This is a genomic window from Psychrobacter sp. 16-MNA-CIBAN-0192, assembly GCF_040309565.1.
Taxonomy (GTDB): domain Bacteria; phylum Pseudomonadota; class Gammaproteobacteria; order Pseudomonadales; family Moraxellaceae; genus Psychrobacter.
Genome location: NZ_JBEOOX010000004.1, coordinates 202,971 through 223,355 on the forward strand (window position 1 = coordinate 202,971; position 20,385 = coordinate 223,355).

Annotated in this window: 17 protein-coding genes; 7 read left to right on the plus strand and 10 right to left on the minus strand. The window is 42.5% G+C overall.

Translation table 11 applies throughout. The annotated features are described in order from the left end of the window. Window positions 1-61 precede the first annotated feature (61 nt). The 5 genes from AAEY78_RS05425 (at window position 62) to AAEY78_RS05445 (ending at window position 4,504) form a co-directional block, all read left to right on the plus strand. Entirely contained in the window at window positions 62-928 is an 867-nt protein-coding gene (locus tag AAEY78_RS05425; protein WP_352337960.1) for an RnfABCDGE type electron transport complex subunit B, read from the plus strand. A gap of 165 nt (window positions 929-1,093) precedes the next feature. After that, the gene (gene nth, locus AAEY78_RS05430; protein WP_502943677.1) at window positions 1,094-1,738 is read left to right on the plus strand and encodes an endonuclease III; all 645 of its coding nucleotides are present in this window, start codon (window positions 1,094-1,096) and stop codon (window positions 1,736-1,738) included. A gap of 557 nt (window positions 1,739-2,295) precedes the next feature. Next, on the plus strand, window positions 2,296-3,462 hold the full coding sequence (metK, locus tag AAEY78_RS05435; protein ID WP_352337964.1) for a methionine adenosyltransferase: 1,167 nt from the start codon (window positions 2,296-2,298) through the stop codon (window positions 3,460-3,462). A gap of 183 nt (window positions 3,463-3,645) precedes the next feature. Continuing rightward, the gene (locus tag AAEY78_RS05440) at window positions 3,646-3,930 is read left to right on the plus strand and encodes a DUF3144 domain-containing protein (protein ID WP_352338056.1); all 285 of its coding nucleotides are present in this window, start codon (window positions 3,646-3,648) and stop codon (window positions 3,928-3,930) included. Between the two features lie 235 nt (window positions 3,931-4,165). After that, entirely contained in the window at window positions 4,166-4,504 is a 339-nt protein-coding gene (locus AAEY78_RS05445) for a hypothetical protein (RefSeq protein ID WP_352337966.1), read from the plus strand. Between the two features lie 112 nt (window positions 4,505-4,616). On the opposite strand, the gene AAEY78_RS05450 is transcribed toward AAEY78_RS05445, so the two are convergent. The 10 genes from AAEY78_RS05450 to AAEY78_RS05495 all read right to left on the minus strand — a co-directional run bounded on the left by AAEY78_RS05450 (window position 4,617) and on the right by AAEY78_RS05495 (window position 17,913). Next, window positions 4,617-6,272: a BCCT family transporter gene (locus tag AAEY78_RS05450; RefSeq protein ID WP_352337967.1), complete on the minus strand. Its 1,656-nt coding sequence runs from the start codon at window positions 6,270-6,272 to the stop codon at window positions 4,617-4,619. Window positions 6,273-6,497: 225 nt separating this feature from the next. Further along, window positions 6,498-8,126 carry a BCCT family transporter gene (locus tag AAEY78_RS05455; RefSeq protein WP_352337969.1) on the minus strand — a complete coding sequence of 543 codons (1,629 nt, stop codon included), beginning with the start codon at window positions 8,124-8,126 and terminating at the stop codon, window positions 6,498-6,500. 309 nt (window positions 8,127-8,435) lie between these two features. Next, window positions 8,436-9,725, minus strand: coding sequence for a PQQ-dependent sugar dehydrogenase (locus tag AAEY78_RS05460; RefSeq protein ID WP_352337971.1), 1,290 nt, complete (start codon window positions 9,723-9,725; stop codon window positions 8,436-8,438). 184 nt (window positions 9,726-9,909) lie between these two features. Then, a complete protein-coding gene (gene clpB / locus AAEY78_RS05465) occupies window positions 9,910-12,504 on the minus strand; it encodes an ATP-dependent chaperone ClpB (RefSeq protein WP_352337973.1) in 2,595 nt (864 codons plus the stop codon). A gap of 351 nt (window positions 12,505-12,855) precedes the next feature. Continuing rightward, window positions 12,856-13,440 (minus strand): L,D-transpeptidase family protein, encoded by a 585-nt coding sequence (locus AAEY78_RS05470; protein ID WP_352337974.1) that lies wholly within the window; start codon window positions 13,438-13,440, stop codon window positions 12,856-12,858. Window positions 13,441-13,491: 51 nt separating this feature from the next. After that, window positions 13,492-14,601 (minus strand): DNA topoisomerase IB, encoded by a 1,110-nt coding sequence (locus AAEY78_RS05475; protein WP_352337976.1) that lies wholly within the window; start codon window positions 14,599-14,601, stop codon window positions 13,492-13,494. A 252-nt stretch (window positions 14,602-14,853) separates the two neighbouring features. After that, a complete protein-coding gene (ppnP, locus tag AAEY78_RS05480; RefSeq protein WP_352337978.1) occupies window positions 14,854-15,138 on the minus strand; it encodes a pyrimidine/purine nucleoside phosphorylase in 285 nt (94 codons plus the stop codon). A 93-nt stretch (window positions 15,139-15,231) separates the two neighbouring features. After that, window positions 15,232-16,327, minus strand: a protein-coding gene (gene prfB, locus AAEY78_RS05485; RefSeq protein WP_352337979.1) for a peptide chain release factor 2 whose coding sequence is annotated in 2 segments (ribosomal slippage) — window positions 15,232-16,254 and window positions 16,256-16,327 — 1,095 coding nt in all. Because the reading frame shifts where the segments join, the coding sequence is not laid out codon by codon here. A gap of 157 nt (window positions 16,328-16,484) precedes the next feature. Next, window positions 16,485-17,201, minus strand: a complete 717-nt coding sequence (locus tag AAEY78_RS05490) for an HAD family hydrolase (RefSeq protein ID WP_352337980.1) — start codon at window positions 17,199-17,201, stop codon at window positions 16,485-16,487. A 175-nt stretch (window positions 17,202-17,376) separates the two neighbouring features. Continuing rightward, window positions 17,377-17,913 (minus strand): gamma carbonic anhydrase family protein, encoded by a 537-nt coding sequence (locus AAEY78_RS05495; protein ID WP_352337981.1) that lies wholly within the window; start codon window positions 17,911-17,913, stop codon window positions 17,377-17,379. A gap of 239 nt (window positions 17,914-18,152) precedes the next feature. Here AAEY78_RS05495 and AAEY78_RS05500 point away from each other — a divergent pair, with 239 nt between their 5' ends. Together AAEY78_RS05500 and carA are read left to right on the plus strand one after the other, a co-directional pair. Beyond that, window positions 18,153-18,701: a phosphatase PAP2 family protein gene (locus AAEY78_RS05500; protein ID WP_352337983.1), complete on the plus strand. Its 549-nt coding sequence runs from the start codon at window positions 18,153-18,155 to the stop codon at window positions 18,699-18,701. 400 nt (window positions 18,702-19,101) lie between these two features. Beyond that, a complete protein-coding gene (carA, locus tag AAEY78_RS05505) occupies window positions 19,102-20,343 on the plus strand; it encodes a glutamine-hydrolyzing carbamoyl-phosphate synthase small subunit (protein ID WP_352337985.1) in 1,242 nt (413 codons plus the stop codon). The last annotated feature ends 42 nt before the right edge of the window (window positions 20,344-20,385 follow it).

Here is a 20,385-nt window from a genome sequence, read left to right on the forward strand (position 1 = left end):
TACCTCCCTTATTTTATTTTTATGCCAGTTCATAATGACTGCTGTTAAGGTTTTTAATTTAATGCCCAATGATGTAATACGTGATGATTTAATCTTCATTAACCATAATACTCAAAGCCGCCTATCAAGTTTGCCCATTTTATTTGATACGTTAGCGCTTGATGAGCTGCCTGTCGATGTGCAAACACAAATTGCGCAGATTGACGCCTGTTTACCGCAGACGCAGTGTGGATTATGTAATCATCCCGATGGCTGTTTGCCTTATGCGACTGCTATTGTCACCAATCATGAACCGCATAATAAATGTGTACCGGGTGGACAGCCTGTCACTGATAAAATCGCCGATATTTTAGCAACTGAGCAGCATCTTGTAGCAGCACCGTCTAAATGGACAATAGAGACACACTCGCAGCGACCGCAAGAAGTGCGTGCCGTTATTCGCGAAGATGACTGCATCGGCTGTACCAAATGTATTCCTGCTTGCCCTGTCGATGCTATCATTGGTACAGGCAAGCATATGCATACCATATTTACCGACTTGTGTACCGGCTGTGAGCTGTGTATTGCCCCTTGTCCGGTCGATTGCATTGACCTAGTGACTATTGAACGCGAACTTGCGCCTGTAGCACGCGCGCACGAGCAAAATGATTTGCGCCAACGCTATCACACCCATCTTGAGCGCGTTACCAAACAGCTTGCCGATACTAGTAATAGTAGACCCGTGGTCAGTATGGTTGAGGCAAAATTGAACAACGTGGCAAGCCCTACCCTTGATATCAGTGAGCAACAAGCAAAAAATACCATTGCTGCCGCTAAGCTACGCAGTAAGATTAAGAAATTAGAAAAACAACTCAGCGTGCGCGCGAATCCTGCTAAACAAGCTGAACTCGATGCGTTACATGCAGAGCTTACATTGATGCAAATATAGTTTAGTTTAGTTAAACATTATTTTTCAAACAGTTGTTAAAAATATTTATTTAAAGACGGCAACTTAAAGTAATTACACTTTAACGTAATCCTAAATAATGACAGTCAAAATACCATGAGTAAAACCGTCAAACATAAAACTGCCGATACTCCACCCTCACGGCGCATGCCCAATCGTGATGTACGCCCGTTTTTTGAAAAACTGGCGGCAACCATTGATGAGCCGGTAACCGAGCTGAATTATAAGAGCAATTTTGAGCTGTTAATCGCAGTTATTTTATCCGCGCAAGCAACCGATATCAGCGTTAATATTGCTACTAATCAGTTATATCCGATTGCCAATACGCCTGAGTCCATTTTGGCATTAGGCGAAGACGGTTTAAAATCTTATATTAAGAATATCGGCTTATACAACGCCAAAGCTAAAAATGTGATTAAAACTTGCCGCGACTTGATTGACAAGTTTGATAGCACCGTGCCTGATAACCGTAAAGACTTAGAATCGCTTGCGGGCGTTGGGCGCAAGACCGCCAATGTGGTTTTAAATACCGCTTTTGGGCAGCCAACGATGGCAGTTGATACCCATATCTTTCGGGTGGGCAACCGTACAGGGCTGGCGACAGGCAAAAACGTGTTAATCGTCGAGCAAAAACTAATCGAGCGGATTCCAGATGACTTTATCATTGACGCTCATCATTATCTGATTTTACACGGGCGTTATACTTGCCAAGCGCGTACGCCTAAATGTGGTGCCTGTCCTGTTTATGATGAATGTATGTTTAAAGATAAAGCTGCCTTTATTGAGCTTTAATATATTGTGCTTGCCAAATCCTTCTAATGGTTTATTCAGTTAAATAAGCAACTAAAAATTGAATGCTTATCTGAAATTATTGCAGTCGTTTATTTTTTATAAACGCTGTCATGAGTATTACTGGTACTACGGCAAACGCTGCTTACTAGAGTTTTAGCATATTTCAGGGTAGAATAACGCTACTTTTCAAGGTCTATCTGTCTCAGATTAAATATAAAAATTCAGATGGCTTACCTCATGATAATCGTGTGCAGATAACCAGAAGATACCGATTGACACAAGATACTGACAATTGTTGCTATTTTTAGAGCGGTAATCATAAATAGCTGTAACTACAGTCTGTAATACGGTTATATGAGCCATCTTAATGAATGCCTGTCTTGACCATTATGTTTTGTCGCGTTTATACTCACAATAATTTCTCATTCGTATTATTGTTACACCCTTTTTAGAAGTTTATTAGCCAAGCACGTTGATGCAAGGCACTTATTATCTAGAGCAGCGCACCGGCGCTATGCTTTTTCTTATTATTATTGATTCCATTAAGCGATCCCACTATGCGTGAATACAGTTTATTTACTTCAGAATCTGTGAGCGAAGGTCATCCTGATAAGATGGCTGACCAAATATCTGATGCTATCCTTGATGCCATCTTACGTGAAGACATCAATGCCCGTGTGGCGTGTGAAACGTTGGTTAAGACCGGTGCTGTGGTATTGGCAGGCGAGATTACCACCACGGCTAATATCGACTTTGAACGTATTGTCCGTGATACGGTGAATGGCATTGGTTATCATCATTCAGATTTAGGCTTTGATGGCGAAACTTGTGCGGTTATCAATATGCTGGGTAAACAGTCGCCTGAGATTGCCCAAGGCGTTGACCGCAGCGACCCTGAAGAGCAAGGTGCTGGCGACCAAGGCTTAATGTTTGGCTATGCCAGCAATGAGACAGAAGTGTTGATGCCAGCGCCTATTGAATACGCGCATCGTTTGATGCAGCGCCAGTCAGAGCTGCGCCGCGCAGGTGATTTGCCATGGTTGCGCCCTGATGCCAAAGCTCAGGTTACCTTGCAATATGAAAATAACCGTCCGTCTGCTATTGATGCAGTCGTGCTTTCTACCCAGCATGACCCAAGCATCTCACAAGCAGATTTGCAAGAAGCGGTGATGGAATCTATCATCAAGCATGTCTTGCCTGCCGAATTGTTGCATGCTGGCACACGCTACCATATTAATCCAACGGGCAAGTTTGTTATTGGCGGTCCCGTTGGTGATGCAGGCTTGACCGGTCGTAAAATTATCGTGGACACTTATGGCGGTATGGCGCGTCACGGTGGCGGTGCCTTTAGTGGTAAAGACCCCTCTAAAGTCGACCGTAGTGCTGCCTATGCAGTGCGTTATGTTGCTAAGAACTTGGTAGCTGCTGGTATCGCCGATCGCTGTGAAGTTCAAATCAGTTACGCTATTGGCGTTGCTGAACCGACGTCTATCTCAATCAATACCTTTGGCACTAGTAAGATCAGCCATGAAGAAATCATTCGTCTGATTCGCAAACACTTTGACTTGCGCCCTTACGGCATCACTCGTATGTTGAACCTGCTTCAACCTATGTATCAGCGCACCTCAAGCTTTGGGCACTTTGGTCGTACTGGATCGGACACTGCCTTTACGTGGGAAAAAACGGATAAAGCAGACATTTTGAGAGCTGACGCTGGGTTATAATGCATGAAAGTGTGCTCATTTTATCGTTATTTTTAAAGTGAGAACACACCACGCAGCAATGGTTACATTACAGGCTTATTCATCCACAACTATTAGGAGTAGCTTATGTCTGAAGAAAATACTTTACCTCTCAATGAGCAATCTGAAACTCATGCTGAATCAGGGCTTGAGATTACCCCTGAAATGCAAGGATTTTACCAACGTGCCGATGCGATTATCGGTTTGGCAAACAGTCAGCTAGGTGATAATGCTCATTCTGGACAAGTGGGCGCCTCATTATTGTATGCAGCAGCGCGTTACAGTGCCTCAGTTGCCTCAATTGGCTTTGTAAAGGGTGATGATTTTGCCAAAGAAAAAGACGATATTGTCGAATTTTATGTCAAACAATACCGTCAAATGTTAAGTGATAACCTGACAGACTATGCGCAAAATTTTGATAAATATATCAATATTAATAAGCCGTCTTAATTGTTAATACTATTAAAACATATGATGTAAGGCTGGTTAGCGGTTAACCGCCTTCAATAGCCCATTCACCTTTAAATAAAAGGTAGATGGGCTATTTTTATTTAAGCTGACTCTTTTGAGCGAGCACACAACAAGGTTACTTTTATCATATGCTGTTATTTTTAAAATGCGCTATGATTAGAGTTAAGCATCTCTACTAATAGAACGTTATAACTTGAATCAATAAGGAGTTATTATGTTTACAAATCATTTTCTGACATCATGGCGGTCTTACTGCTCGTTAGCAGCACTTTCAATGACGATGGCATTGACCGGCTGTACTAATATGCCGAACATCGATGCACCAGATACGACGCCCATTCAAACACCCGCGCACCCGCAAGCCTCTGACAATCGTGTTTTTTCAAAATGCCCCCCTTATAATCCTGAACAAAATATATGTACGGCACAATATGACCCTGTCTGCGTGACCGTTAAAAACGGCTCAACTATTAGCTATCGCACGGCGGGTAACGCTTGTTCCGCTTGTGGCTCAGCTTTAGCAGTTGGCTACGTCAAAGGCGAATGTCAGTAAGTACTTTTTATGAGTTAAAGTTGATTTATATTATTCATAAAAAATATTACTTTACATCAAAAAAACCCAGCCTATAACTAGACTGGGTTTTTTATTACTATATCTATCTTACTTATTCAGTAGGCTCATTTATCTTCGGTGGTCCTTTGAGCAGATGTTCATCAACAAATTCATTAGCCGAATTATGCTCTGCGGATTCTTCCGTGGTAAACCATTGCTGATTGCGATATAAAATCAAGCGATCCCGACTTAAACCACGCAGTAGTGAATAGAGCATCACCACGATGACAATAGCAAAGGGAAAGCCTGAGACAATCGAGGCGGCTTGCAACGCGCCAAGCCCACCAGCTGCCAATAATACCGCAGCAATCACACCCTCAGTACCTGCCCAAAATAAACGCTGTATCTTTGGCGGATTGGCATCACCACCAGATGTGAGCATATCAATCACAAAGCTGGCAGAGTCTGATGAGGTCACAAACCATAGTACAATCATCACAATAATCAGCATGGTCATCGGCTGAGCAAATGGATACAACTCCATAAGCCTAAAAATAGCACTGCCATAATCAACCTTAACCGCATCAATCAGACCCGGACTTACAATACTAGGATCTGCTGCTGCCAGTAGTTCCATATGTACGGCTGAACCACCAAACGCGGTAAACCATAAGAACAATATGGTAATTGGGATTAATAATACCCCTAGTATAAACTCACGAATCGTACGACCACGCGAGATACGAGCGATAAACACGCCAACGAATGGTGACCAGCTGATCCACCACGCCCAATAGAAGATTGTCCATGACGACTGCCACTTATCTTCGCCTGCGTACGACTCCGTCCACAAACCTAAAGGAATCACTTGATGCAGATAATTACCGATATTTTCAATAAAGCTATTAAAAATAAACTGAGTGGGTCCTAAGATAATCACAAAGCTAAGCAATACAATGGTCAAGAAAATATTGATATCGCTCAGGCGCTTAATGCCTTTATCCAGCCCCATTAACAGTGATAGTCCAGCCAATACAGTGATGAAGGCTATCAATATAATCTGTACTGTAATGTTATTTGGAATACCAAATAAAGTATCAAGACCTGCATTAATCTGTAATACACCAAGACCTAACGTAGTTACTACCCCGAACATGGTGCCAAATACCGCTAACGTATCGACCGTATGACCCCATGGACCATATATTTTTTTACCTATCAGCGGATATAACGTCGAGCGAATTGCCAGAGGCAAACCGCGGCGATAGTGAAAATACGCCAGCGATAACGCCACAATGCCATAGACTGCCCACACATGTAGACCATAATGCAAAAAGGATATGTTCATGGCTTGCTTCGCCGCAGCAACGGTTTCAGGCTCGCCTAGGGGCGGCGCCATAAAATGCTGTAACGGCTCAGCAGTGCCCCAGTAGAGCAGTCCAATACCGATTCCCGCTGAAAACAGCATCCCAACCCAAGAGACCAGATTATACTCTGGTGCCTCAGTTTGGTGTCCTAACCTGATATCACCATAGCGACTGAATATCAAATAGATACACATGACTAAGGCTAAATTGACCACCACAATAAAGAACCAGCCAAAGCGTACAGAAATAAATTCCTTTGCCTGACCAAATACTTGATTGGCCAGTTCGTTAAAGAAAGCGCCAAAAATAATAAACGCGACAATTAAAATTGCCGAGGATAAAAACACTGGTTTACTAACACGCGGAAAAGGGCCTAATCGGCCAACTTTGACATGATCCATTCATAATCTCAATTTTTTTGGGTGCCTACCTTAACAAGATATGGAGCAACTATCAAATCTAAGTAGGCATTCTAGAAGCTTGAAAAAGAAAAACTCCAAGATAAAAATTTACCTTAGAGTTTTATAATAGCAAATACAACTGACAGCGATTCAACAGTTATTAGACAATTGCTTTGTTTAATAAGATACTTAGTAACAATAATTATCTGCCATTACTCTGCATTATTAATCACCCTTAATAATCTTTGGCGGACCTTTCAATAAATGCTCATCAACAAACTCATTAGCAGAATTATGGTCAGCTGACTCTTCAGTGATAAAGTGTTGCTGAGCACGGTATAGAATCAACCGATCGCGACTCAGACCACGCAGTAAAGCATACATCATCACAAAGATAACCAAAGCAAACGGCAAGCCTGCAACAATAGCCGCAGCTTGCAGAGCAGATAGCCCCCCTGCTGCCAGTAAAATCGCAGCAATCAAACCCTCTGAAGTTGCCCAAAATAAGCGCTGAATCTTAGGTGGATTGGTATCGCCGCCTGCAGTAAGCATGTCAACCACTAAGCTGGCAGAATCTGATGACGTTACAAACCACAGGATAATCATCACCACAATCAATAAAGTAACTGGTTGCACAAAGGGATAATACTCAATAAATTTATAAATAGCGCTGCCATAATCTGCCTGAACCGCGGCAATCAGACCGAAATTGCCTCCAAGCTCCATATGAATGGCCACTCCGCCAAACGTTGTGAACCAGAAAAACAAAATCATCATCGGAATCAGCAGTACGCCAAGGGTAAATTCCCTAATGGTACGCCCACGACTGATTCGCGCGATAAACACACCCACAAATGGCGACCAGCTGACCCACCATGCCCAATAAAATATCGTCCAAGCACCTTGCCAATCTGTACCGCTATAAGACTCACCCCATGTCCCTAACGAGACCAGCGACGTCACATAATTACCAATATTCTCGATATAACTGTCAAAAATAAATAAGGTAGGTCCTAAAGCAACCATAAAGACCAGTAGAACAATAGTCAGACCAATATTTAGCTCGCTTAAACGCTTTACCCCCTTATCAAGACCCATCATGACGGATAAAGATGCTATGGCTGTAATAAAAGCGATTAAAATAAACTGCACGGTTATATTATTGGGAATACCAAACAAGCTGGTCAAGCCTGAGTTAATCTGCATCACCCCAAGACCTAACGATGTGACCACCCCAAACATCGTGCCAAATACGGCTAAAATGTCTACGGTATGACCCCAAGGACCATAGATTTTTTGACCCAATATAGGATACAAGGTCGAACGAATAGAAAGTGGTAAGCCGCGACGAAAGTGAAAATAAGCCAAAGCCAGCGCCACAATGGTATAAAGCCCCCACGCGTGCAAACCCCAATGTAAAAACGAGAGATTCATGGCTTGTTTGGCAGATTCCACACTCTCAGGCGTGCCGAGCGGCGGTGCCATAAAATGCTGTAACGGCTCAGCGGTGCCCCAATATAATAGCCCAATACCGATACCCGCTGAAAACAACATCCCAATCCAAGAAAACAAACTGTATTCTGGCGTTTCCGTTTGCGCGCCTAAGCGAATATCGCCATAGCGGCTCATAGCCAAATAAATACACAGCACCAATGCCGTATTAACTAAAATAATAAACAACCAGCCAAACTTATGGGTGATGAACTCCTGTAAGAAACCAAATAGCGCACCTGCCGTTTCAGTAAAAAATGCCCCAAAAATAATGAAGCCAAAAATCAACAGCATCGAGGTAATAAACACCGGTTTACACACTCGTGGAAAAGGTCCTAGCCGACCTACTTTTACTTCATTCATGCGGTGCTCTCATAATTTTAGGAGTATTACCTTAACAAACTGACCGCAAACTATCAAATTTTTACAAAATAAAACGTCTTAAAAACAATGGGTTCATAACCATACTATCTGAATAATTCTGAAATAAAATTGAAACTAAGTTGAGTTTATTATTTATTAAAATGCGTGATGTGGAAGTTTATTTCATTTATAATTTGGGCAAAAGATGCTAATTATTTTTAATAATATGGTGAAATACGGCCTTAAATAACATCTATCTAGTATAAAAAACAAAGTCATTACTAAGTCCAATACAAATTAGAAATCAGGTCATGTAATAGGTAGTAATCTTAGCAATCTAGCCTCATTACCATCTTCTAGCATCCAAACCTCACCATCGACGTTTAATATACTGCGTATACGCTGATCCATATCATAGCGATAACGCTCAGATGCCTCACTGTTGTTATCAAAATCAACGACAATCAGGGCTTTCGATGACAAACCACTAATAAGCGCATTGCCCTGCCATGCTGGAAAATCATTATGACGTCCGGCTGTGTATATACTGATTGAGGACGGTGATATCACAGGTGTCCATGTGATTTTGGGTGCTTCCAAATCAGGACGCGTGTCATGGTCAGGAATATTAACACCAGAATAATTTCGACCATTGGATACCAGAGGCCAGCCGTAATTTTTGCCCTTTTTAATCAAATTAAGCTCATCACCACCTCGTGGTCCCATTTCATGCGCCCACAATCGTCCATTATTATCAAAAATCATTCCTAATACGTTACGATGCCCAATACTCCAAAACTGAGCGGCAATAGCGTTAGTATTGCTATTAGTATTGCTATTAGAATTAGTATTGAGATTTTCCACAAATGGATTGTCTGCCGGTATAGAACCATCGGGATTTAATCTAATAATTTTACCCAAATTAACACTCATGTCTTGCGCTGGGGTTTTTTGTTGTCGCTCGCCTGAGCTAATATATAAATATTTTCCATCAGGAGAAAATAGCAAGCGATGGCTATAATGCCCTTGCCCGTCAACTTTTGGAGTTTGCTGCCAAATTGGCGTGATGGTTTGCAAGCTTGGAGCATTGCTATTTAATCCTGCTAGCTTGGTTTTAATAACTTTAGCGCCAAATTTATTGCTATCAGCACCATTACCTGCCTCTACATAGCTCAGATATATGTGCTGAGAGGTAGCAAAGTCAGGTGCAAGAATAATATCGCCAAGACCGCCCTGTCCACCGTATGCCACTTTGGGCACGCCAGTTACGGCTGTCTTAGCGCCTGTTGCCGTATCAATGATAAATAATTTACCTGTCTTTTGGGTGACCAGTAATATGGGTGACTCATGCCCATTATTAGGGAGTGCAGTCATTGCCCAAGGCTCATTAAAGGTAGCAATTGCCTGAGTGGTAAAGGTTGGTTTAGTAGGACTTGCTTGCGTATCAGTAGCAGAAATTTTCGCTTCTTTATATTCTTTAAGGTCTTCGTAGGTGTTTACCGCCGACTGATTGGAACAAGATGAGGTGCTAAGCAATATTGCAGCTATGATAAGCAAGGTCAAAGAGGGGATGATATGTTCCGAACGGCTTAAAATCATCTTGTTTTCTCCATTCATTAGGTCGTCATATTATTAAAGCTTCAGTCAGTTATACCATAGTAAAAAATTTAAACGGTAAAAGAATAGTAGTGCATAAAACAAAAATCCCTTACCTGCGTTTACAGATAAGGGATTGATTTCACTATAATAAATGCGAAATTCAGCACTCTTAAAATCAGTGCAGTTAGCTCATTCTAAGCTTATCAAAGGTTAGCTTATTATCAGCGCCAACATCGACCTTGATAATATCACCCGCCACAAAATCACCGGCCAGCAATTTTAACGACAATGGATTTTCAATCTCTTGCTGAATCGCACGTTTCAGAGGACGCGCACCATAAACAGGATCATAGCCTACTTCAACCAACTGGTTCATCGCCGCATCGGATAAGGTCATATCAAGCTCACGGTCTTGCAAACGACGACGTAAACGCTCCATTTGAATATCAGCAATACCCGCCATTTGAGCTTGACCGAGCGCATGGAAAACGACGATTTCATCAATACGGTTCACGAATTCAGGACGGAAATGCTCGCCTACTGACTCCATGACTTCTGCTTTAATATCCTCATAGCTTTCGCCAACCATCTCTTGAATTTTATGCGAACCTAAGTTACTGGTCATGATAATCACGGTGTTTTTAAAATCCACGACGCGACCTTGCGAATCGGTTAAACGTCCATCATCCAGTACTTGCAATAGAATATTGAACACATCCGGATGCGCTTTTTCAACCTCATCAAATAAGACAACACTGTAAGGCTTACGGCGAACGGCTTCAGTTAATGCACCGCCCTCTTCATAACCCACATAACCGGGAGGCGCACCAACCAAGCGGCTGACGCTGTGTTTTTCCATATACTCACTCATGTCGATACGCACTAGCGCATCCTCACTATCAAATAAGAAGTTAGCAAGTGATTTGGTCAGCTCAGTTTTACCAACGCCTGTCGGTCCTAAGAATAAGAATGAGCCAGAAGGACGGTTAGGATCAGACAAGCCTGCGCGACTACGGCGTACCGCATTGGCAACAGCCTCGACTGCTTCATCTTGACCGATAACGCGCTCATGGAGTTTGTCTTCCATTGCTATCAGCTTATCGCGCTCACCTTGCATCATTTTATTAACCGGAATACCAGTGGCGGCGCTAACGACTTCAGCAATCTCATTATCAGTGACTTTATTACGCAATAGCTTAATATTTGGCGCGTCCGTTTGCTCTTTTTGCTCTGCTAAATCAGATTCAGTGATACGGCGCTCAAGCTGAGGAATCGTCTCATACTGTAGCTTTGACATGGCTTCATAATCGCCTTCACGGCTGGCTTTGTCATAAGCCGTACGCGCTTTATCTAGCTCGTCTTTAAGCTGTTGACTGCCTTTAACCAGTGCTTTTTCAGCTTGCCAAATCTCATTAAGATCCGCGTATTCTTTTTCTAACTCTTCAATTTGATCATTTAAAGATTTACGCTCAGCTTGCGCGCCAGCATCTTCTTCGTTTTTGAGCACTTCGCGCTGCATTTTAAGTTGAATAAGACGGCTATCTAATTTACCCAATGATTCAGGCTTACTGTCCATCTCCATACGCAAACGACTGGCGGCTTCATCAATGAGGTCAATTGCTTTATCGGGCAATTTACGATCAGTGATATAGCGATGACTCATACGCGCAGCGGCAATAATGGCGCTGTCTTGAATATCAACGCCATGGTGCAACTCGTAGCGCTCTTTCAGACCACGCAAAATCGCAATGGTATCTTCAACCGTTGGCTCATCGACCAATACTTTTTGAAAGCGACGCTCAAGTGCGGCATCTTTTTCAATATATTTGCGGTATTCATCTAACGTTGTTGCGCCAACACAATGTAATTCCCCACGAGCAAGGGCAGGTTTGAGCATATTACCGGCATCCATCGCGCCGTCAGCTTTACCGGCACCGACCAACGTATGCAGCTCATCAATAAATAAGATGACGTTGCCTTCTTGCTTTGATAAGTCGCTCAGTACTGCTTTGAGGCGCTCTTCAAACTCACCACGGAATTTTGCACCGGCAATCAACGCACCCAAATCTAACGACAGCACTTCTTTACGGCGTAGACCCTCTGGCACATCGCCATTAATAATTTTTTGTGCTAAGCCTTCAACAATGGCAGTTTTACCAACACCGGGCTCACCAATCAATACGGGATTGTTTTTGGTACGGCGCGACAATACTTGAATGGTACGGCGAATTTCTTCATCACGTCCAATGACGGGATCAAGCTTGCCGAGTTCTGCTTGTTCTGTCAGATTAATGGTATATTTATTAAGCGCATCGCGCTGATCTTCTGCATTTTGATCATTTACAGTATCGCTCCCACGCAGCTGCTCGATAACGTCTTTTAATTTCGCGGCAGTCACGCCTGCGGTCTCAAATATTTTTTTGGTTTCACCTTGCTCAGCTAAAGTTAACAATACCCATTCAGTAGCAATAAAGTCATCGCCAGCTTTTTGTGCTTGGCGGTCAGCAAGATTCAGCACTTTAACCGAATTTGGATTAAGATTAACGTCACCCGTTGGTTCGCTAATCACGGCTTGATTTTCCAAAGCTTTTGCCACGCCATTTTTCAGGGCGGGAATAGACGCGCCCGCTTGCTGACAAATCGACAAATTGGACTCATCTTGTAATAAAGCAGCAAGCAAATGCACCGGATCAATACCGGTATGATCACGACCCAATGCCAGACTTTGCGCCTCTTGAATGGCAGTTTGCAGCTTTTGAGTGAATTTTTCGAATCTCATAATAGTGTCCTTTTATAATTAGTATGCACAGTTGTCTTATTGATAGTTATATATGGTCGCGCTTTTATTCAGTCTTTGTGAAATAGCGCTTACCATAATCTAGCATTTATATGTGGCAAACGAGGTAAAATTTCAACTCGTTTGCGTCGGATTATTACGAGTCACAACAATACACTGCATAACAATATGCTTATTATTATAAGTAGCAATACTAAACAGTGAGGCTCTTATTTATAAGAAAGGCTCTCCTAGCACAATGACATGAATCATAAATAAGCGATTAAAAAAAGTATTTCAACAGAAAATAATAACTAGCATAAGTATGAGAACTATAAGTATTAAAACGCTTAATTATTCGACAATCTCAATCGGTGTACCCACCTTTACCGCTGCCATAATCTCATCCATCTCGTCATTAGTTACCGCAATGCAGCCTTCCGTCCAGTCAGATTTTTGCGTCGCTAGTGCCGATGCGCTCATGCCATTTGTCTGTCCATGAATCATAATATCACCACCAGCATTCACGCCCAACGCTTTCGCACGTGCCTTGTCTGTAGCATTTGGATAGCTTACGTGGATTGAGCGGTAAAATTTAGATTTTTCATTTTTATAGTCCAAAGTATAGCTGCCAATTGGCGTCCGCTTGTCACCTTGACGCTGCTTATGACCGACTGGATTGCCACCCAATGCCACATTGTATGATTTAATCACCTGATTACCGCTTAATAATTGCAAGCGACGCGCAGATTTATCGACGTATACTTTATCAATAATGGGCATATCAGCCGTTATTTTCATGGCGGTTGTCGCCTTATTTTGAGTTATCGATGTTGCATTGACTGCATTACCAGCACTGACGGCGACACTTACTCCTAAGCCCGTAATCATGCTTAAACCAATGGCATGTTTTTTAAAATTCTGACGAAAAAATGACATAAATTGCAACCTTACTAGACCGTTAGTGTTCATGTAAATGACTTAAAATTGCTAATGTGAAGCACTTAAAAATCCAAGCAAAGCTTTTTCATCACAGCTTTGATACTGTTTCGTACGCCCGCGACGCGCTTGTTTATAGTTCTCAAAGAATTGCCCTGCCAAAAACTGCTCGATAATGAGCGGATGAATGTAAGAGGCGCGGCAAACTGTAGGCGTATTGCCCAATTCGTCTGCAACATTACTAACCATAGCACTAATTAAATTTTGCCGTATTTTACTATCAAGTGCACTATCTAAAATATCTGCACCTGCTGAAGATTGCAAATTATCATATAAATAACTAGCAGCAAGCACACTTGCCATCCACGTACGAAAATCTTTAGCGCTATAGAGATTGTCAGCACTACTGCCACAAGTATGCTCACGTAAATAGGTGTTAATATCGGCACTATCGACAACTTGCTTATCACCGTTTTCATCAATATATTTAAAAACCTGATAACCGGGCAGCTCTGAACACGCTTGTACAATATCAATCAGGCGCTCATCTTGTAGCTCAATATGATGGGTTTTAGCGCTTTTACCGACAAAATCAAACGCTAAGCCATTTTTAGTTTCACTCACATGCTTACTGCGCAGTGTACTAAGTCCATAGCTTTTATTGAGCTTAGCATAGCGACTATTGCCAATACGAATTAACGTGGTCTCAAGCAACTTGACCACAGCAGCCAAGACATTGGCGCGTGATAGTGGCGGCGCGTCCAAATCTTGCTCAACTTGAGCGCGCAATTTTGGTAGCGCGGTTGCAAAGCCTATCATGGCATCAAACTTGGCTTGGTCACGGACACGGTTCCATTCTGGATGATATAAATATTGCTTACGGGCTTTGTCATCGCGTCCTGTCGCTTGCAAATGACCTTTATCATCCTGACATATCCATACCTCTGACCACATTGGCGGGATGATCAATCCATCAAAGCGTTCGCGTAGCTTTTTGCAAGTTACCGTCTTGCCAGCGCTATCGCGGTAACTAAAGCCGCGCCCATGTCGCCTGCGCGTAAAGCCTGCCTCATCATCACTAACATAGCGCAGATTGGCACGCTTGGCTAATTGCTCATAATCATGCCGTAAGTCTTCCGTGATTGTTGTTTTATCAGTCATAAACACTCGCCTTGGCTTAAAATTATCAGAGCATTATTAGGAAGCTAATAGAACACCCTTAGTATGCTTTAGCATAAATAAATACCGCGATAGTTGCTGTGCCTTTGGCGCAGACAATGTGTAAAGCTGTGTAAAAAAACAGTAACGACAATCGACAATAAAAACAGTAACTATATAAACAATCACCATAAAAAAACGCCAAGCATTTAATACTTGGCGTTGATTTGTACTATTAGGCTGACTTATTAATATCTATTTACCATAAGTGCATAAATATGCGGTTTCTACCGCAACTTTAACGCCAAATTTTTGGTTGGCTTCAATAGTAAATTGCTCGCCAGCGTTAAAAGTTTGCCAGTCACTACTTTCTGGCAGCTTAACCGTTAATGCACCGCTTACAACGGTCATCGTTTCAAACTCACTCGTACCAAATTCATAGTCACCAATCTCCATTACGCCAACCGTTGCAGGTTTGATTGCCGTTTGAAAGGCAATAGAAGTCACTTTATTATCAAAATAATTATTCACGCTTGGCATCATTTTTCCTTAAATTATTATCGTTTATATTAAAAGCACTGTTATTAAAAATACGGCTATTAAAAGCTCAGTCTTGTTTTGCTAAGTATCGTTTTATAAACCAGCTTTTAGACTGGCTTCGATAAACTGATCCAAATCACCATCGAGCACTGCACCCGTATTAAAGGTCTCAACACCAGTACGTAAATCTTTAATACGCGAGTCATCAAGTACATATGAGCGAATCTGACTGCCCCAACCGACATCAGACTTACCGTCTTCAACCGCTTGCTGGCTCTCCATACGTTTTTGCATCTCAAGCTCGTAAAGCTTAGCTCGCAGCATCTTCATTGCGGTGGCTTTATTGCCATGCTGGCTTCGTTCATTTTGACAGGTAACGACGACGCCACTTGGCTCATGAGTGATACGTACCGCTGAATCGGTGGTATTCACGTGCTGACCACCCGCGCCCGATGAGCGATAAGTATCAATGCGCAAATCTGCCGGATTGATATCAATTTCGATATTATCATCAATCTCAGGCGAAACAAAGACGGCAGCAAATGAGGTATGACGACCATTATTACTATCAAAGGGTGATTTACGTACTAAGCGATGCACACCAATTTCAGTCCGCAGCCAACCAAAAGCATAGTCGCCTTTAATCTCAATCGTTGCTGACTTGATACCCGCAACGCTACCTGATGAGGTCTCAATTACCTCAACCTTAAAGCCATGTGCTTCTGCCCAGCGGGTGTACATCCGCAATAGCATCTCAGCCCAATCTTGCGCCTCAGTACCACCACTACCCGACTGAATATCTAAATAACAATTATTCGGATCCATCTCGCCGCTAAACATACGGCGAAATTCTAAATCGGCAACGCGAGCTTCTGCTTCATCTAATTCAGCCTGAACGTCAGCAAGTAACGACTCATCATCCTCTTCTACCGCAAGCTCCAGCATGGTGGACGCATCTTCCAATATAGTCTCTAGCGACACCACCACATCAATCACACCATCTAACAGGCTTTTTTCTTTATTAATTTTGGTCGCGCGTTCGGGATCATTCCACAGCTCGGGATTCTCTAACTCTAAATTGACTTCTTCTAAGCGCTCTTGCTTGCCATCGAAGTCAAAGATACCTCCGCAAGTCCTGCCCACGCTCAGATAAGTCTTTAATACGTTCTTGATACGGGTTGATTTCCATAACTATTCCTGTGTTTTAAACGATTATTCTTGAAAGATAACTGTGGCGCTATTTTAAAGGAGATTGGCGCAAAATGTACGATTGATTCATGCCAACATTTTATTAAGTTATTTTATTGACACACTTTTTGAACCAACTTATTCAACGCTCAACATGGTTAAATCGACCAATCTTCTACTGCCCAGTGATGTGCTAAGGCATGGGCATGTAGCGCATCGTCCGGTGACACGCAGATAGCCACATCCGCCCATTCAAGCAATGGAATATCATTTTTGGAGTCAGAATAAGCATAGGTTTTGGCATAGTGTAAGCCTGCCAATTGCTGCTTATTTAACCATTTATCCAAATGATAAATTTTACCTTCTTTAAAGTTTGGCTTATCGGTTAATTTGCCGGTATAACGTTCGTCTTTTATCTCAAGCGGCGTAGATAAAACATTTCCATCTTCAATACCAAAGCGTTTAGCAATCGCAGACACCACAAAGTCATTGGTCGCGGAGATAATCACCACATCGTGACCTGCTTCGACATGCTGACATAATACTTCCATCGCTTTTGGGCGAATGTGCGGTTCAATCTCACCTTTAATATAATCTTCTCGTATATCGTGCAGACGCTCAATCGGCAAGGTGGTCAAAAACTGGGCGACAAATTCATTATATTCCGTTGCATCAAGCGTACCTTCAATATATTGCTCATAAAACGCTTGGTTAGCAGTGCGATACTGCGCCTCATCAACCAAGCCATTATTGACAATGTATTCGCCCCACAAATAGTCGCTATCAACATCAAGTAACGTATGGTCTAAATCAAACAGCGCTAAGGTGCGTGTATTTTCAATGTTGGTTATATTATTGTTTATATCAGAAGTCATATCATTATTCTCGGGACGTTGTAAAGGAAGTTAGAAGGAGTTTAAATTACACTTAACGCTTACCATAGTTATAAAAATAAGTGTAATTCACATGAAGGGAATTAATATAAAAACTTAGCGCAGCAGCAAATCCGCTTCGCCTCATCTTTACTCTTATTGTCTGTTAATTGCTTTTTTAATCGGGTTGGGTAATCGGTTGTAGACCATTTTTAAAGGTTTGGCAATGAATAGCATAATGCACGGCAGAGGCGGTAATCATCTGAGCTTGCTCATCGGTTAACGTTTTAACCACTTTGGCAGGCGCGCCCATGACCAATGAATTATCAGGAATGACTTTGCCTTCGGTGACTAGTGCTTTAGCACCAATAATACAATTTTTACCGATTTTGGCATTATTGAGTACCACCGCGCCAATACCTATCAAGCTATTATCGCCAATCTCACAGCCGTGCAACATCGCTAAATGACCGATAGTAACATGATTGCCGATGGTGACAGCAATGCCTTCATCAGTATGAATCACGCTATTTTCTTGGACATTACTATAGTCACCAATATGAATACGCTCAATATCACCGCGAATCACTGCCCCAAACCAAACGCTGGCTTGATGACCCAAATACACATTACCAATCACTTGTGCAGAATCCGCCACCCAGCCGTTAAACGGACTGGCAAACTCAGGCGTCTTATCTAAATAGCTATAAATCATGGTTCATCCTTAGTATTGGCGAAACGGTTAGCAAAACGACTGGCAGCGGCAACGCTCTGATACGCGCGACTTAAATTTTTACGGATAAAACCTAACGCGCATAAGTACCGTATAACTAACGTATGAAAGCGCACTCTGATTTATTTATAATAACGCTTTATAAATGTGAGTGGTTATGCAAAATAATACAGCCGTTATAGTACACTAGCGCGAATATAACCATCTTAAGGAATAAAACTATGAACGGCAACGGATATGCATCGTTAATCTTGTTATCTACCAGTTTAATGGTGGCAGTACCCAGCCATGCTGATAATAATAGCCGTACCGAAACTGCTGGAGATATCATTGCCGTCGCCATCCCTGCCATTGCTTATGGCAGTACCTTTTATATGGATGACAAAGAAGGTCGGCAGCAGTTTTATTATGGTTTTGCGTCCAATATGGCAGCCACGCAACTTCTAAAGTCCACCATTCATAAAGAACGTCCCAATGGTAGCGATGATAATGCCTTTCCGTCGCGTCATGCCTCTGTTGCTTTTCAAGGTGCCAGCTTTATTCATAAACGTTATGGCTTAGAGTATAGTATTCCGGCATATATTGGTGCAGGATTTGTGGCGTATAGCCGCGTGAATGCTGATGAGCATGATGTTACTGACGTGCTTGCGGGCGCGGCATTGGGCATTGCCAGTAGTCTGTATTTAACCAAAAGCTATAGCGATCAGCTGCATATCGCCACTGATTTAGCCCCTGACTATTATGGACTATCGGTTCATTATAATTTTTAACTCAAACTTAAAATAACGGACGCTTAAAATTTGATTATTGATATAGACTCGGATACCTGTATAAACGTATTTCCAAAGCGTTACCTCCTTGCAATGAGTACCTTTGCCCCCATATTCTTTACTATGATAAAAGAATCGGCTGGCTATCTGCACCATTATTGTATATAATGCGCAAAATCTGTGCCTAAGCGAGCGGACATGATGCGACTTACCCATTCACTACCCTGTGAATTTTGTAGTTCTCATCTATAATGTCTCCTCGCTTTTTTGTGGAAAAAATTTGCCTTTAGCCCTTTTTCTAGACGTAATTTTAGCAAAAATTAGTCCATTAATCACGGTGACAGGCAGCTTTAGTTCATGAATAATAATGGCACTTACTACATAACAGCGGAGGCAACCCTTGAATTCATCGGCAGAAGTACAAGCAATTTTGGCACTAGCAGACGGTACGATTTTTCGCGGTGTCAGTATCGGTAGCACAGGTCATCGTGTCGGTGAGGTGGTATTTAATACAGCCATGACAGGGTATCAAGAAATCCTGACTGACCCAAGCTACGCGCGTCAGCTAGTGACGCTTACTTATCCGCATATCGGCAATACTGGTACTAATAGTGAAGATGCCGAATCGGGTAATGATCATCAAGTGTGGGCAGATGGTCTTATCATCCGTGACTCAACGATGGTCACCTCGAACTTTCGTAACTCTGAGTCGTTGACCGATTATCTAAAGCGCAATGATACCGTTGCTATCGCTGAGATTGATACCCGCCAATTAACGCGTTTATTACGTGATAAAGGCGCGCAAAACGGTTGCATCATGACCGCATCAAACGGCGAGACTATCAGTGCTGAAGATGAGCAACAAGCGATTAAACTGGCGCAAGAATTTGTTGGTATCGCAGGTATGGATTTGGCAAAAGAATGCTGCCACCCTGAAGGTTTTGAATGGACAGCAGGTACGTGGGAGTTATCAGATACGCTATTAAATCGTGACATAGCAGGCAATCATGACAGCGGTACAGGCGGCTTTTTTAAACAGTTAGGCACGCATATTGATTCAAAATATAACGTTGTTGCTTATGATTTTGGTAGCAAAACCAATATCCTGCGTATGCTCGTTGACCGTGGCTGTCATGTGACGGTAGTCCCTGCGCAAACACCAATTGCAGATGTGCTAGCGATGAATCCAGACGGTATCTTCTTATCGAATGGTCCTGGCGACCCAGCAGCTTGTGATTACGCCATTGATAGCGTGCGTCATATCATTGAAGAAACCGACATTCCAACCTTTGGTATTTGCTTAGGGCATCAGCTGATTGGTCTTGCCAGCGGCGCAAATACGATTAAGATGAAAACCGGTCATCATGGCGCAAACCATCCAGTACAAGATTTAGAGTCTGGTATTGTGATGATTACCAGCCAGAATCATGGTTTTGCCGTTGATGAAGATACGCTTCCTGCCAATGTTAAGTCGACCCATCGCTCATTATTCGATGGTACTAACCAAGGTATCGAGCTGACCAATAAGCCTGTATTTAGCTTTCAAGGTCACCCAGAAGCCAGCCCAGGTCCGCATGACTGCGCGCCGTTGTTTGATAAATTTATCACCATGATGGCAGATGCTAAAACAGCTCAGGCTTAAGCCAGTCGCAATCAATAGATAATAACAAAAAAATGCTTGGAT

Excerpts from the sequence above, each read along its gene's own strand:
- AAEY78_RS05500 (WP_352337983.1), top strand. The coding sequence starts at position 18,153 with ATGAACGGCAACGGATATGCATCGTTAATCTTGTTATCTACCAGTTTA.
- AAEY78_RS05440 (WP_352338056.1), top strand. The coding sequence starts at position 3,646 with ATGCAAGGATTTTACCAACGTGCCGATGCGATTATCGGTTTGGCAAAC.
- ppnP (WP_352337978.1), bottom strand. The coding sequence starts at position 15,138 with ATGCCAAGCGTGAATAATTATTTTGATAATAAAGTGACTTCTATTGCC.
- AAEY78_RS05450 (WP_352337967.1), bottom strand. The coding sequence starts at position 6,272 with ATGGATCATGTCAAAGTTGGCCGATTAGGCCCTTTTCCGCGTGTTAGT.
- AAEY78_RS05455 (WP_352337969.1), bottom strand. The coding sequence starts at position 8,126 with ATGAATGAAGTAAAAGTAGGTCGGCTAGGACCTTTTCCACGAGTGTGT.
- AAEY78_RS05470 (WP_352337974.1), bottom strand. The coding sequence starts at position 13,440 with ATGTCATTTTTTCGTCAGAATTTTAAAAAACATGCCATTGGTTTAAGC.
- metK (WP_352337964.1), top strand. The coding sequence starts at position 2,296 with ATGCGTGAATACAGTTTATTTACTTCAGAATCTGTGAGCGAAGGTCAT.
- AAEY78_RS05490 (WP_352337980.1), bottom strand. The coding sequence starts at position 17,201 with ATGACTTCTGATATAAACAATAATATAACCAACATTGAAAATACACGC.
- nth (WP_502943677.1), top strand. The coding sequence starts at position 1,094 with ATGCCCAATCGTGATGTACGCCCGTTTTTTGAAAAACTGGCGGCAACC.
- clpB (WP_352337973.1), bottom strand. The coding sequence starts at position 12,504 with ATGAGATTCGAAAAATTCACTCAAAAGCTGCAAACTGCCATTCAAGAG.
- AAEY78_RS05475 (WP_352337976.1), bottom strand. The coding sequence starts at position 14,601 with ATGACTGATAAAACAACAATCACGGAAGACTTACGGCATGATTATGAG.
- AAEY78_RS05445 (WP_352337966.1), top strand. The coding sequence starts at position 4,166 with ATGTTTACAAATCATTTTCTGACATCATGGCGGTCTTACTGCTCGTTA.
- AAEY78_RS05425 (WP_352337960.1), top strand. The coding sequence starts at position 62 with ATGCCCAATGATGTAATACGTGATGATTTAATCTTCATTAACCATAAT.
- AAEY78_RS05460 (WP_352337971.1), bottom strand. The coding sequence starts at position 9,725 with ATGATTTTAAGCCGTTCGGAACATATCATCCCCTCTTTGACCTTGCTT.
- AAEY78_RS05495 (WP_352337981.1), bottom strand. The coding sequence starts at position 17,913 with ATGATTTATAGCTATTTAGATAAGACGCCTGAGTTTGCCAGTCCGTTT.